The 12,491-nt window shown below is 67.3% G+C and carries 11 protein-coding genes and 2 pseudogenes; 8 read left to right on the top strand and 5 right to left on the bottom strand.

Annotated elements, in window-relative coordinates:
- Positions 1 to 4: 4 nt before the first annotated feature.
- Entirely contained in the window at positions 5 to 853 is an 849-nt protein-coding gene (locus IB273_RS21745) for a CAP domain-containing protein (RefSeq protein WP_081518053.1), read from the bottom strand.
- 244 nt (positions 854 to 1,097) lie between these two features.
- Here IB273_RS21745 and IB273_RS21740 point away from each other — a divergent pair, with 244 nt between their 5' ends.
- Entirely contained in the window at positions 1,098 to 2,537 is a 1,440-nt protein-coding gene (locus IB273_RS21740; RefSeq protein WP_318652494.1) for a diguanylate cyclase, read from the top strand.
- 7 nt (positions 2,538 to 2,544) lie between these two features.
- On the opposite strand, the pseudogene IB273_RS21735 reads toward IB273_RS21740, so the two are convergent.
- Positions 2,545 to 2,837: pseudogene (locus IB273_RS21735) on the bottom strand (putative quinol monooxygenase).
- A gap of 164 nt (positions 2,838 to 3,001) precedes the next feature.
- On the opposite strand from IB273_RS21735, the gene IB273_RS21730 reads away from it, so the two are divergent.
- Together IB273_RS21730 and IB273_RS21725 are read left to right on the top strand one after the other, a co-directional pair.
- On the top strand, positions 3,002 to 3,592 hold the full coding sequence (locus IB273_RS21730) for an NAD(P)H-dependent oxidoreductase (RefSeq protein ID WP_192210195.1): 591 nt from the start codon (positions 3,002 to 3,004) through the stop codon (positions 3,590 to 3,592).
- A gap of 172 nt (positions 3,593 to 3,764) precedes the next feature.
- The gene (locus IB273_RS21725; RefSeq protein ID WP_017516439.1) at positions 3,765 to 4,046 is read left to right on the top strand and encodes a peptidylprolyl isomerase; all 282 of its coding nucleotides are present in this window, start codon (positions 3,765 to 3,767) and stop codon (positions 4,044 to 4,046) included.
- Positions 4,047 to 4,116: 70 nt separating this feature from the next.
- On the opposite strand, the gene IB273_RS21720 is transcribed toward IB273_RS21725, so the two are convergent.
- On the bottom strand, positions 4,117 to 4,749 hold the full coding sequence (locus IB273_RS21720) for a LysE family translocator (RefSeq protein WP_192224997.1): 633 nt from the start codon (positions 4,747 to 4,749) through the stop codon (positions 4,117 to 4,119).
- Between the two features lie 205 nt (positions 4,750 to 4,954).
- Entirely contained in the window at positions 4,955 to 5,614 is a 660-nt protein-coding gene (locus IB273_RS21715; RefSeq protein WP_218035506.1) for a response regulator, read from the bottom strand.
- Between the two features lie 27 nt (positions 5,615 to 5,641).
- Here IB273_RS21715 and IB273_RS21710 point away from each other — a divergent pair, with 27 nt between their 5' ends.
- The 4 genes and pseudogenes from IB273_RS21710 (at position 5,642) to IB273_RS21700 (ending at position 10,094) form a co-directional block, all read left to right on the top strand.
- The gene (locus IB273_RS21710; protein ID WP_081518049.1) at positions 5,642 to 7,411 is read left to right on the top strand and encodes a hybrid sensor histidine kinase/response regulator; all 1,770 of its coding nucleotides are present in this window, start codon (positions 5,642 to 5,644) and stop codon (positions 7,409 to 7,411) included.
- 79 nt (positions 7,412 to 7,490) lie between these two features.
- Positions 7,491 to 8,324, top strand: a pseudogene (locus IB273_RS31990) (PAS domain-containing protein); the annotation flags it as partial.
- Positions 8,304 to 8,864 carry a methyl-accepting chemotaxis protein gene (locus IB273_RS31985; protein WP_412548093.1) on the top strand — a complete coding sequence of 187 codons (561 nt, stop codon included), beginning with the start codon at positions 8,304 to 8,306 and terminating at the stop codon, positions 8,862 to 8,864. The pseudogene IB273_RS31990 and the gene IB273_RS31985, both read left to right, overlap by 21 nt.
- A 114-nt stretch (positions 8,865 to 8,978) precedes the next feature.
- Positions 8,979 to 10,094 carry a PilT/PilU family type 4a pilus ATPase gene (locus IB273_RS21700; protein ID WP_081518047.1) on the top strand — a complete coding sequence of 372 codons (1,116 nt, stop codon included), beginning with the start codon at positions 8,979 to 8,981 and terminating at the stop codon, positions 10,092 to 10,094.
- A gap of 84 nt (positions 10,095 to 10,178) precedes the next feature.
- Here the strand turns inward: IB273_RS21700 and IB273_RS21695 are convergent, their stop codons facing one another.
- A complete protein-coding gene (locus IB273_RS21695) occupies positions 10,179 to 11,411 on the bottom strand; it encodes an SGNH/GDSL hydrolase family protein (RefSeq protein WP_192224996.1) in 1,233 nt (410 codons plus the stop codon).
- Positions 11,412 to 11,516: 105 nt separating this feature from the next.
- Here IB273_RS21695 and IB273_RS21690 point away from each other — a divergent pair, with 105 nt between their 5' ends.
- Entirely contained in the window at positions 11,517 to 12,425 is a 909-nt protein-coding gene (locus IB273_RS21690) for a LysR family transcriptional regulator (protein ID WP_192224995.1), read from the top strand.
- Positions 12,426 to 12,491: the final 66 nt, after the last annotated feature.

Below are 12,491 nucleotides of genomic sequence, written 5' to 3'. Positions count from 1 at the left end.
CGGCTCAGGGCGAGCCAAACATGGCCGTCCAGTAGATGCCTGCGTCGCTCTTCGGGTCCGCCGCGTAGGCCGCGCCCAGTTCGCTGTACTGCGGGTTCATCAGGTTGGCGCAATGCCCGGGGCTGGCCAGCCAGCTGTCCACCACCTTCTGCGCGTTGCCCTGCCCGGCGGCGATGTTCTCGCCGATGCGCTGGCCGGCGTAGCCGTCCAGTTCCGCGCGGTCGCCCGGCGTGCTGCCGTCGCGGCCCTTGTGGTCGAAATAGTTGTTGTTGGCCATGTCGCGGCTGTGGGCTTCGGCGGTGCCGCCCAGAGTGGCGTTCCAGCTCAGCGCAGCGGCCGGGCCGAATGCCTGGCCGCCGCACTGGCGGCCCTTGCCGCGTGCCGCGTTGATCGCCTGCAACAGTTGCTGGCCTTCGGCTTCCCAGGTGCCCAGCTTGCCCTGCAGCAGCGGGCGGCCGAGCAGCACGCGCCAGTCATCACCCTCGCGGACGATGCCGACATCGACGAACTGCGGGTCCAGCAGCACCTGGCAGAAGCTTTCCTGCAGCGCCTTCATGGCCGCCGTCACGTCGCGCGGGCCGGTGAGGCTGAGCATGCGCACGCTGCTCATCGGGTAGCCGGCCTGGTTCAGCGCGGCCTTCCACTCCCCCGCAGAAGCGGGCAGCGCCAGGCGCGGGTCCGGCGACAGTGGCGGCAGCACCTGGGAGGCCTGGCCACCGCAGGACTGCACGTCGCCACGGTAGGCGTTGATAGCTTCGAGCAGTTGATCCTGGTCGGCCGCGCCGGCATTGGCGGCGGCCAGCAGGCCGAGCGACAACAACAGGCTACGCGGAAGGAACGACTGGCTGGGCATGGATGGCTCCGATGGTCGAAAAGGGCTCAATGATGCGTGATTTCTCGGCGTTTGGCTGCGGCCGGGACGTTCCGGTTCCCTTTGCGGAAAAAACCGGCAACGTTTGCCACCACCCCGCCGCAAAAGAAATCGTGACGCGCCTGACATAGGACAAGGGAGTCCGGGACTGCGATTGAAGGCCGCGCGCCAGCACGGACAATTCAGGTACCTGAATGAATCCTGAATCGCCCGGGAGGTGGGCATCGTGCTCAAACCGCTGCATGTCTTCGCCCTGACCTTCCTCCTGGCCGTGCTCGCCACGCTGCTGGCCGGCTGGCACATGCTGCAGATGAAGCAGGACGCGCTGATGTACGCCCGCGCCAGCGGCACCAACACCCTGCTGCTGGTGGAGCGTGAATTCCACCGCGACCTCGACGTCCACGCGCAGACGTTGCAGACCCTCGCCAATGTCATCACCGGCCCCAGCACACCGGCCATGACCCAGCAGGTGCTGCAGGAACTGGTACAGGGGCACGCGGCGGGCGCGCTGCAGTCCGGCACCCTGGTGGTGACCAACGCCAAGGGGCAGTTGCTGGTGGACCTCAACCATGCCGGCGAAACCCGCCGCGACCTGTCGGCCCGCGAGTACTTCACCGCGCAGCGCGCCAACCCGGGGCATCTCTACCTCAGCCACCCGTTCCTGCCGTCCTATCCCGGCTCGGGGCCGAGCATCGCGCTCAGCCGCGCCATCGTCGGCAAGGACGGTCAGTTCCAGGGCGTGGCCGTGGCGATCAAGGACCTGCATCACCTGGACGCCTTCGTCCACGGCCTCGACCTGGGCCAACGCGGCGTGGTCGCCATTCGCCTGCTCGACGGCACACCGCTGACGCAATGGCCGCCGCAGCACCCCATGCACGAGGACGAGAGCGGCACCTTCCATGACTTTGTCGCGTCCGGCCGCGCCGAAGCGATCGACGAGAGCATCGGCGGCGCCAGCGCCCACTGGCGCGGCTACCGGCGCATCGGCGATTACCCGGCGGTGGTCTCGGTGGAGTTGTGCCGCGAGGAAATCTTCCACACCTGGACCGGGCGCACCTGGATCACCGCGGGCCTGCTGCTGGCGATCAATGCCGCGACCATCTATTTCGCCTACCGCCTGACCCGCCACCTGAAGCGCCGCAATGCCAAGGAGAACAAGCTGCGCATCCAGGCCGACACCGACCCGCTGACCGGCCTGCACAACCGTCGCTGGTTCGATGAGAAGGCGCAGCACGAATGGCAGCGCCGCCGTGCCGGGGATGGCCACCTGGCGGTGCTGATGATGGATATCGACCAGTTCAAGGCCTACAACGACCACTACGGCCACCCGCGCGGCGACCTGGCGCTGATCAATGTCGCGCACCTGGTGCGCAAGGGCTGCCGCCGCGAGGAAGACGGCGCGGCGCGCTACGGCGGCGAGGAGTTCGTGATGATCCTCCCCGGCTGCGACAGCGCCGCCGCCGCCCAGGTCGCCGAATCGATCCGCCGCGACGTGGAGGAAACCGCGCTGCCCCACGAAAAGAGCCAGCGCGGCGTGGTGACTATCAGCATCGGTGTGGCCAGCACCTCGGACACACCGGCGGACAGCCTGCAGGCGCTGATCGATGCGGCGGACGCCAACCTCTACAAGGCCAAGGAAGCCGGGCGTAACCAGGTGGTGGCCTGAGCGCCGGTCAGCGCGGCTGCATGACCTCGACTTCCTGAATATCGAAATCGCGGCGCAGGTATTCCATGCGCCGCTCGTGGAACTCGCGCATGTGCGGTAGCGAGGAGTGGATGGCCAGGTGCTCGCGGCTCTGCCAGACCTCGAAGAAGGTGAACAGGGTCGGGTCTCTGGCGTCGCGCAGCATGTGGTACTGGATGCAGCCTTCCTCGGCGCGGCTGGGGATGAGGTAGGTACGGAACAGGTCCTCGAAGGCCTGGGATTTTTCCGGAAGGGTGTGGCCTGGAGGGTGAAGGCGTACATCGGATTGGCTCCTGGGGGGCGAAAAGATTGCCTAATCCTGACGCAAATCAATCCTCTTCATTCTTGATTCTCACGCACGGATCATTTGTCCGAGAACGGGTTTTTCCGTCCCGCTGCGCTCGATATTCTGCCGCCATCCAATTTCTCACCTCAGGGCCCACACCATGAAAAAGATCCTGCTGATCAATGGCGGCAAGCAGTTCGCCCACTCCGATGGCCGCTACAACGCGACCCTGCATGAAGCCGCCATCGCGCATCTGGACCACGCCGGTTTCGACGTGAAGGAAACCTTCATCGACGGCGGCTACGACATTCAGGAAGAAGTGCAGAAGATGCTCTGGGCCGACGTCATCGTGTACCAGATGCCCGGCTGGTGGATGGGCGCGCCCTGGACCGTCAAGCAGTACCTCGACGAGGTGTTCACCGCCGGCCACGGCAGCCTCTACGCCAACGACGGCCGCACCCGCTCCGACGCCTCGCAGAAGTACGGCAGCGGCGGCCTGCTGCAGGGCAAGCAGTACATGATCTCGGCCACCTGGAACGCGCCGCAGCAGGCCTTCGACGACCCGACCGATTTCTTCGAGGGCAAGGGCGTGGACGCGGTGTACTTCCCCTTCCACAAGGCCAACCAGTTCCTCGGCATGAGCCCGCTGCCGACCTTCCTCTGCGTGGACGTGATGAAGCGCCCGAACATCGAGAATGATGTGGTGCGTTATCAGCAGCACCTGAGCGAAGTGCTGGGCGGCAAGGCCTGATATCCCGAAGCGCGGGCGCCGGGCTTAACCTGTAGGAGCGCGCCACCCGCGCGATCGCGGGCATTGCCTGCTCCTGCAGGGGAACGCCGTACCGCTTGGCCAACAGCATTGGGTTCGAGCCTGGAATCGGCTAGGCTTCGCCCTTTCCTACTGCCTGTTCAGGAGTTATCCCATGGCCCGTGCATCCGCCCGTCACATCCTGGTTTCCAGCGAAGCCAAGTGCAATGAACTGAAAACCGCCATCGAAGGCGGCGCCGACTTCGCCCAGGTGGCGCGCGACAACTCCACCTGCCCGTCCGGCCGCAGCGGCGGCGACCTGGGCACCTTCCGCCCGGGCCAGATGGTTCGCGAGTTCGACCAGGTCGTGTTCAGCGCCCCGCTGAACGTCGTCCAGGGTCCGGTGAAGACCCAGTTCGGCTACCACCTGGTGGAAGTGACCAGCCGCGAGGACTGATCCACTTCGCCCGCGCCGCGCCCTTTTCCGGGGGCGGCGCCTGCTCTGCTTTGCGCTCCAGATCCCCGCGTCACACCGGCCCGCCCCGCGCCACCAGCATCACGCCCAGCCCTACCAGAATCGACCCGCACACCCGCGGCATCAGCCGTTGTCCGCGTCCCTTGCCCAGTGCGCCCAGCAACAGCGAGGCGAACAGCACGGCGAGCACGTCGGCGGTGGAAAACACCAGGTTGACGATCATCCCGAGGATGAAGAACTGCAGGCCCACCGGCAGGCTCGCGGTCGGGTCGACGAACTGCGGCAGGAAGGTCAGGAAGAAGAGCGCCGTCTTGGGGTTGAGCACCTCGACGATGATGCTGTCGCGCAGCACCTTCGGCCGTGCCTCACCTGCGCCCTGCTCGTTCCCGAGCAGGCGGCGCCGGCCGAAGATCATCGTGCCGCCAAGCCAGATCAGGTAGGCCGCGCCGGCCAGCTTCAGCGTGAGGTACAGGTTCGGCGCGTGGTGCAGCAGTGCGGCGAGGCCGGCGCTGGCGGCGAGGATGTGTGCGTAGCAACCCAGGTGAATGCCCAGCGCGGCGTGCAGGCCGGCGCGGCGGCCGTGAGCGAGGGTCTGCGAAGTCATGTAGAGGATGGCCGGGCCCGGCATGCAGGCGAAGGCCAGCGTCGCCACGGCGAACGAGGCCCAGTAGGCAGGCAGTGTCATGGTGTGATCCTTCCCTTGATCGGGTGTCGGCCGGCGCTAATCGAGGCGGCGTCTGGTCCGTGACGGGAAAGGTTAAGCAGCGCGGGCGGCCGGGCACATACGGCAGTTGCCGTATTTTTTCCCGGCGTGTGGGACGCTAGTCTCTGCCAGAAGATTCACCCACGGGACGCGCCGCATGCGCACGCAGGCAAGGCACAGGTTCGACTCAGGCGCTGGGCAGCCCCAGGCGCACGGCGAAGGCAGCCAGCTCCGCTGGGCTGTGCAAGTCGAGCTTGCGCATGAGGTTTTCGCGGTGCTTGCGCACGGTCAGCGGGCTGATGCTGAAGTGCTCGGCGATTTCCCGCGCGCTGTGCCCCTGGGCGGCGAGGATGAGAATCTGCCGCTCGCGCCTGGTCAGTTCCACGGCCGACAGCAGGCTGGAATCAACCGGGGCGCGCGCGTTCGGGCTGTCCAGCAGGACGCGCAGGCTGTGCGCCAGGAAGTGCCGGCCGCCGCGCAGGGCATCGATGGCTTCGAGCAGCTCGCCGGTATCATCGTTCTTGCTCAGGTAGCCATGTACGCCGGCGTCGAGCACCGAGCGCACCGTGGCCGTTTCCGTGTTGGCGGTGAGCACCAGTATCTTCAGCCGGGGGTGACGCTGGCGCAGTTCGTGGATGAACTGCAGCCGGTTGAGGCCGGGCATGTTCAGGTCGAGCAGGAGCAGGTCCGCGCCCTGTTCTTCCAGCAGGGCGTGCAGGCGCATGCCGTCCCCCGCCTCGCCCACCACCTGGATGCCGTCCTGGGTCGACAGCAGCAGGTGCAAGCCGTCCCTTACGATGCCGTGGTCATCGGCGATGACCACCCGCATTTCGCGCTTCCCGTCCATCTTTCGTCTCCCTGAGGCATTCCGGATATGCACAACAGCCTGCAGCAGCGCGATCTGGTCGATCTCTTGTTCCGCCAGTCCTACGCCGTGCTCTTTGCCAACCTGGTGATACCCCTGCCGGTGCTGTACATCTTCCGCAACGCCCTGTCGCCGACGACGATGGTCTTCTGGTTGGTCGCGCTCTACGCGCTCACGCTGGGGCGGATTGTCCTGGCACGCACGTACTTCCGGCAAGCCCCGGCGCGCACGCGGGAAGAAAAATGGTTGTGGAGCAATACGCTGCTGTCCTGGGCCAGCAGCCTGCTCTGGGGATGGCTGGGCTGGGCCGGCTTCGCCCATGGCGATCCGCAGCTGTTCGCCTTCACCTGCATCGTGCTCACGGGCCTGGTGTGCGGCGCGGTGCCCTCGCTGTCGGCCTTTCCGCCGGCCTACATCGGCTCGCTCACCGCCATGCTGCTGCCCATGCTGGTACGCTGCCTGAGCATTGCCGATGAACAGCACACCACCTACAGCTTCTTCATCGTCTGCCTGGCCGCGGTCAACCTGTACTACAGCCGGGTGACCTACCGCAGCCTGTGCGAGACAATCCGCCTGCGTCAGGAAAACTCCGAGCTGGTGCACGATCTGCGCGAGCAGCGCGACCGCGCCCGCGCTGCCGACCAGGCCAAGACGCGCTTCCTCGCCGCCGCCAGCCACGACCTGCGCCAGCCGATCCACGCCCTCGGGCTGTTCGTCGGGGCGCTCTCCGCCCTCGCCGAGCGCGGCCCCGTCGATGCCCGCCAGGCGCGCGATATCGCCTCGCGCCTGCGCGCCATGCTCGGCAACCTGAGCGACCTGCTCAACGGCCTGCTGGATATCTCGCGCCTGGACGCCGGCGTGGTGCCGGTGGCGCGCGAGCCGATCTCGCTGCACAAGCTGTTCGCCGACCTGCGCGAGGCATTCGCCGGCACCGCCAGCGAGCACAACCTGCGCTGGCGGGTCCAGGACAGCCGGCTGTGGGTGGACAGCGACCCGCTGCTGCTCAAGCGCATCCTCGACAACCTGCTGAGCAACGCCTTCCGCTATACGCCCAAGGGCAGTGTGCTGCTGGGCTGCCGGCGCCGCGGCGACGAGCTGGAGATCCAGGTGATCGACACCGGCGTCGGCATCCATGCCAGCCAGCAGGAGGTGATCTTCGACGAGTTCGTCCAGCTGCATAACGCCGAGCGCGACCGCAAGCAGGGGCTCGGCCTGGGCCTGGCCATCGTGCGCCACACCGCGCGGCTGCTCGGGCATCCGCTGGCGCTGACCTCCGAGGCCGGCCGGGGCACCTGCTTCAGCCTGCGCGTGCCAGTGGCCGAAGCGCCGTTGCAGGCTCCGCCCCTGCCGCTGCCGACGGCCGCCCGCGGGCCCGGCCTGGGCATCATGGTGGTGGAGGACGAAGTCGACGTGCTGCACGCGCTGTGCAGCCTGCTGGAGGTCTGGGGCCATCGCGTCTATCCCGGCACCAGCGCCCTGCTCGCCTGCCAGCGGCATATCGAGGCCAGCCACACTGGCCGCGCGCCCGTGGACCTGATCCTCAGCGACTACCGCCTGGGTGAGGGCCAGACCGGCGCCGACGCCGTCCGCCGCATCCGCAGCTACCTGTCGCGCGGGCAATTGGGAGAGGTGCCGGCGCTGATCATCACCGGCGACACCTCCCCCGAGCGCCTGCGCGAGGCCGCCGCCAGCGGCAGCCAGCTGTTGCACAAGCCGCTGGACACCGACCAGCTGCGCGCCGCCATCGCCAGCAGTCAGGATGTGACCAGTACCGCCTGAAAACTGGCGCCAGGCCTTGTGGCATGGGGGCTACGCCGATTCATCCGGGGCTAAAGTCGCGGCTGGATCGGCCGATGCAATGGGTGAAACGAATCGGCAGCAGCCTTCGTGCCTCACCACTAGAGAAAGCCCTCGCATGTTCAACTCGCGTCTGAAGCAGGAAATCGCCACCCTGCGTGAAGAACTCGCTTCCATCGAAGAGATCCGCGCCAGCCTCGACGAGGAAATGCTCGTGCTGTTCCTCGACCCCCGAGGGCGCATCGAGTCGGTGAATGCCAACTTCGAGAAGGAAATGCTCCACCGCGGCGAACAGCTCAAGGGCCGCCCGCTACTCGACCTGATTCCCGACCATGTACGCGGGCTGGACTTCCACCTGAAGGTGAAGCACGCCATCGAACGCGGCGAGCACCTGGCCGGAGTCATTCGCCTGCTGCGCGGCGACGGCGAGGAAGCCTGGCTGCGCTCGATCCTGCAGCCGGTGCACGACAGCGCCGGGAAGATTCAGCGCTTTTCGATCTACGCCAGCGACCTGACCCGCACCATCGAGAACTCCCGCGAGCACGAGAATCTGATCGAAGCGCTGCAACGTTCCACCGCGGTGATCGAATTCAACCTGCAGGGCGAAGTGCTCGCCGCCAACGACCGCTTCCTCAACGCCATGGGCTACAGCCTGACGCAGATCCAGGGCAAGCATCACCGGATGTTCTGCGAGCCGGCCGAATACAACTCGTCGAACTACGACGCCTTCTGGGCCAAGCTGCGCCGTGGCGAATTCGTCACCGGCCGTTTCAAGCGCCTCGACAGCCGCGGCCACGAAGTCTGGCTGGAGGCCTCGTACAACCCGATCATCGACGCCCACGACCGCCTCTACAAAGTGGTGAAGTTCGCCACCGTGATCACCGAACAGGTGCACCGCGAGAACGCCGTCGCGCAGGCGGCGACCATTGCCTTCGACACCTCGCAGACCACTGACGACAGCGCCACCAAGGGTGCGGCCGTGGTGCAACAGACCGTGGATGTGATGCGCGAGCTGGCGGATCGCATGCAGGAGGCCGCCCAGGGCATCGAGGCACTGGACCGCCAGTCCCAGGCCATCGGCGCGCTGGTGCAGAGCATCCGCAGCATCGCCGACCAGACCAACCTGCTGGCCCTCAACGCCGCCATCGAAGCCGCCCGCGCGGGCGACCAGGGACGCGGCTTCGCGGTGGTCGCCGACGAGGTGCGCCAGCTCGCCTCGCGCACCAGCGCTGCCACCGAGGAAATCACCCGCGTGGTGGAGCAGAACCAGCACCTGGCGGGTCAGGCCGTGGCCATGATCGACCGCGGCAAGCAGCAGGCCGAGCTGGGCCTGGAGCTGTCCGGGCAGGCCGGTACGGTGATCATCGAGATCCAGGACAGCGCCCAGCGCGTGGTCAACGCCGTCGGCCAGTTCGCCAACCAGCTGTCGACCTGAGGTGCTTCCCTGCGGCACGTCAACACGGCGTGTCGCAGCCTCCCCTAGGCTCCCGTCCGGCATTGCAGCTAGGCTCAATGCAGATGCGCACCCTCGCCATCGAAGGACGATCCCATGAGCGACACTCCCCTCCCCGACGTCATCCAGTACCTGCGCCTGCTGCCCGAGCGTGGCGGCTCGGACATGTTCTTCAGTGTCGGCGCGCCGCCGCACCTGAAGGCCGAAGGCCACAGCCAGCCGGCGGATGACCGCGTGCTGCAGAACGGCGAAGTGAAGACCCTGGCCTGGCAACTGATGTCGCCGGCGCAGGCCCAGGATTTCGAGCGCGACCTGGAGATGAACCTGGCGCTGAGCGTGCCGGACGTCGGGCGCTTCCGCGCGAACATCTACTACCAGCGTGGCGAAGTGGCCATGGTGGTACGCCTGATCAAGCAGGTGATCCCCGACGTCACCTCCCTCGGCCTGCCGTCGATCCTCGACAAGCTGGCCATGCAGGATCGCGGGCTGATCCTGGTGATCGGCGCGGCCGGCGCGGGCAAGTCGACGACCCTGGCGAGCATGCTGGACTTCCGCAACCGCCACCGTTCCGGGCACATCGTCTGCATCGAGGACCCCATCGAGTTCCTCCACACGCACAAGAAGTCGATCATCGACCAGCGCGAGGTGGGCCTGGACACCCACAGCTACGAAGACGCCCTGCGCAACGTGCTGCGTGAGGCACCGGACGTGATCATGCTCGGCGAGATCCGCGATGCCGCCACCATGCAGCACGCCCTGCACTACGCCGAGACCGGCCACCTGTGCGTCGCCACCCTGCACGGCACCAGTTGCCGCCACGCCATCGAGCGCATCACCCGCTTCTTCCCCGACGAGGCGCGCCCGCAGGTGCTGGCCGACCTGTCGCAGAACATCCTCGCGCTGGTCGGCCAGCGCCTGGTACCCGGCACCCACCAGCGCCGCGCCGTAGCTGTAGAGCTGGTGCTCGGCACGCCACACATCCGCGGCATCATCCAGCGCGATGAACTGCCCGAGCTCAAGGGCGCGGTGGAGCGCGCGCTGGAAAGCGGCATGCAGAGCTTCGACCAGAGCCTCTACAAATTGCTCGAGGAAGGCCGCGTGAGCGTGAGCGATGCGCTGAAGTTCGCCGACTCGCGCACCGACCTGGCGCTGAAGATCAAGCTGGAGCGCGGCATGGACGACGACAGCGTCGGGCCGGTGTTCGGCAGTTGAGTTGACCCGGCTCGCTCCTACAGGTGTGGTGCGTGGAACTTGCAGGAGCGGGCCATGCCCGCGATCAGCGCCCGCAGGGCGCTCCTACAGGATGCCCTTGAGCAACGCATCGATATCCACGCTCTGGGCCATCGCCCGGTTCCCCGCATCGTTGGGGTGCAGGTGGTCGCCGCTGTCGTAGGCCGGCAGCAGGCGCAGCGGATGGGCGGGATCGCGCAGGTGCGCATCCAGGTCCACCACCGCATCGAACTCGCCGCTCTCGCGAATCCACTGGTTAACCCGCTGGCGCAGCGCTTCCTTGTTGGCGGCGTGATAGTTCTCGATGGGCGACCCGCTGAGCGCACGCTCGAACGGCAGAAGGGTCGCGCCGATGAGACGCACACCACGCACATGGGCCTGGGCGATCAGCTGGCGGTAACCGGCGACCAGGTCCTCGTACTGCACCAGCGGGTTGTTCGGCGCGAAGGTACTGCCGGGCCAGGAGATGTCATTGATCCCCAGCGCCACGATGGCCGCCTTCACACCCGGCTTGCCCAGCACGTCGCGCTGGAAGCGCACCAGGGCGCTCTGCCCCATGCCGTCGGAGAGCAGGCGCGCGCCGGAGATGCCGGCATTGATCACACCCACGTCACGCGACGCCAGCCGCTGCGCCAGCAGGTCCGGCCAGCGCTGGTTGCCGTCCAGGCTGGCACCACGACCATCGGTGATCGAGTCGCCGAGCACCGCCACCACCGGGCGCACTTCGGAACTCTCCACCAGCACGTCGGCGAGGAACAACCGCGCCTCCATCTTGCCGTCCGCCGGCAGGCGCGCGGCGTCGAGCTGCTCGCCCGGGCCACCGTAGACGCGCTGCTTGCCGTCCCAGTGGAAGCTTTCGATGGCGGTGGTCTGCGGTAGATAGATCGACACGGCCAGTTCGCCCAGCGCCGGAACGGCGAGGTCCAGCGGATCACTCAGCAGCTCGGCGCCCGATGCGATGTACGCCGTGGGCTGACCGGCGAAGGTGAGGCGGCGGCTCGGGCCATCGAGCTGGCCGGCGGGCGCGGCGCGTGCGACGGCGACACCACCGATGGCCACCGGCTGGCTGCCATAGGCGTTGGACAGCGCGATGCGCACGCGCTGGCCACCCAGGCTGAGCTTCACGCTCTGCCGCAGTGTGTGGTTGCCGATCACCGACGGCACACCCAGCGGCAGCGGTACTTCCTTGCCCCAGGTGCGTTGCGGGCTGGCGCTCCAGGTCGCCTGCCAGTGTCCTTCTTCGGCCTGCGCCAGCGGCAGGGCCAGGGTGATCAGGGCGGCGAGCAGCAGTCGTTTCATGGCATTCCTCGAGATCGGTGATGGGATGACCACAGGCTCGGCCATTCCCAATCACGGCGGTAGACGGCATATTTGCAGACCCGTCATTCGATAAACGAATAGGACATGGATACTCTCAAGGCGTTGCACTGTTTCGTCCGCGCCGTGGAGCTGGGCAGCCTATCCGCCGTGGCCCGCGAGTCCGGCAGCAGCCAGCCGACGGTGAGCAAGACCATGGCAGCGCTGGAGCGGCAGGTCGGCGCGCAACTGCTGATCCGCAGCACCACCCGCGTGCAGCCCACCGAACAGGGCCGGCGCTTCTACGAGCATGCTCGGCAGACGCTGGAAAGCTACGCCGAGGGCGTCAGCGAGGCCCGTGGCGAGACCGAGCAGGTGCGCGGCCGCCTGCGGGTCAGCGCACCGGTGAGCCTGGGCGTGCTGCGCCTGAATGCGCTGCTGCTGGAGTTCATGCAGTTGCACCCGGAGGTCGAGGTGGAATTGCTGCTCAACGACCGCTTCGTCGACCTCGCCGAAGAAGGCATCGACCTCGCCCTGCGCCTGGGCGGCGAACTGCCGGACCAACTGATCGCCCGCCCGCTGGCGCGCTCGCCGCGTTATCTGGTGGCCGCCCCGGCATGGCTTGCGCGGCAGCCCGGGCTGCAGGCTCCCGACGACCTGCCGCTGGCCGACTACCTGCGCTTCGCCTGGCTCGACGCCGGGCAGAACCTGTTGCTGCGTCACGCCGACGGGCGCGAGCTGAACCTCGCCACACGCAGCCGCTACACGGTGAACAGCTCCCTGGCGATCCGCGAGAGCTACTGCCTGGGCGCCGGCTTCGGTCTGACGCCGGCCTGGCTGGTGGCCGACCTGCTGGCCGACGGCAGCCTGCAACGCCTCCTTCCGGAGTGGCGCGGGCCTACCCAGGAGGCCAGTCTGCTGTATCCTTCGCGGCTTTTTCTGCCGGCCCGGACCCGTGCGCTGATCGATTTCCTCATCGAGCGCCTGCCGCGCCTGCCTGGTTTCGAAGCTCTCTGACGGGCAGAGGCTATGCTTTTCGCCAATGAGCAGAACCGGCGCGCCCACCGACCGGTCGAACCCTGA

It is taken from the genome of Pseudomonas sp. PDM19 (assembly GCF_014852215.1).
Taxonomy (GTDB): Bacteria; Pseudomonadota; Gammaproteobacteria; order Pseudomonadales; family Pseudomonadaceae; genus Pseudomonas.
This window is presented reverse-complemented; position numbering and strand designations above follow the sequence as displayed.

What these genes read in the sequence shown, in the direction of transcription:
- IB273_RS21720 (WP_192224997.1), bottom strand. Translation starts at nt 4,749, where the DNA reads ATGACACTGCCTGCCTACTGGGCCTCGTTCGCCGTGGCGACGCTGGCC.
- IB273_RS21700 (WP_081518047.1), top strand. Translation starts at nt 8,979, where the DNA reads ATGAGCGACACTCCCCTCCCCGACGTCATCCAGTACCTGCGCCTGCTG.
- IB273_RS21725 (WP_017516439.1), top strand. Translation starts at nt 3,765, where the DNA reads ATGGCCCGTGCATCCGCCCGTCACATCCTGGTTTCCAGCGAAGCCAAG.
- IB273_RS21690 (WP_192224995.1), top strand. Translation starts at nt 11,517, where the DNA reads ATGGATACTCTCAAGGCGTTGCACTGTTTCGTCCGCGCCGTGGAGCTG.
- IB273_RS21695 (WP_192224996.1), bottom strand. Translation starts at nt 11,411, where the DNA reads ATGAAACGACTGCTGCTCGCCGCCCTGATCACCCTGGCCCTGCCGCTG.
- IB273_RS21710 (WP_081518049.1), top strand. Translation starts at nt 5,642, where the DNA reads ATGCACAACAGCCTGCAGCAGCGCGATCTGGTCGATCTCTTGTTCCGC.
- IB273_RS21715 (WP_218035506.1), bottom strand. Translation starts at nt 5,614, where the DNA reads ATGGACGGGAAGCGCGAAATGCGGGTGGTCATCGCCGATGACCACGGC.
- IB273_RS21745 (WP_081518053.1), bottom strand. Translation starts at nt 853, where the DNA reads ATGCCCAGCCAGTCGTTCCTTCCGCGTAGCCTGTTGTTGTCGCTCGGC.
- IB273_RS21730 (WP_192210195.1), top strand. Translation starts at nt 3,002, where the DNA reads ATGAAAAAGATCCTGCTGATCAATGGCGGCAAGCAGTTCGCCCACTCC.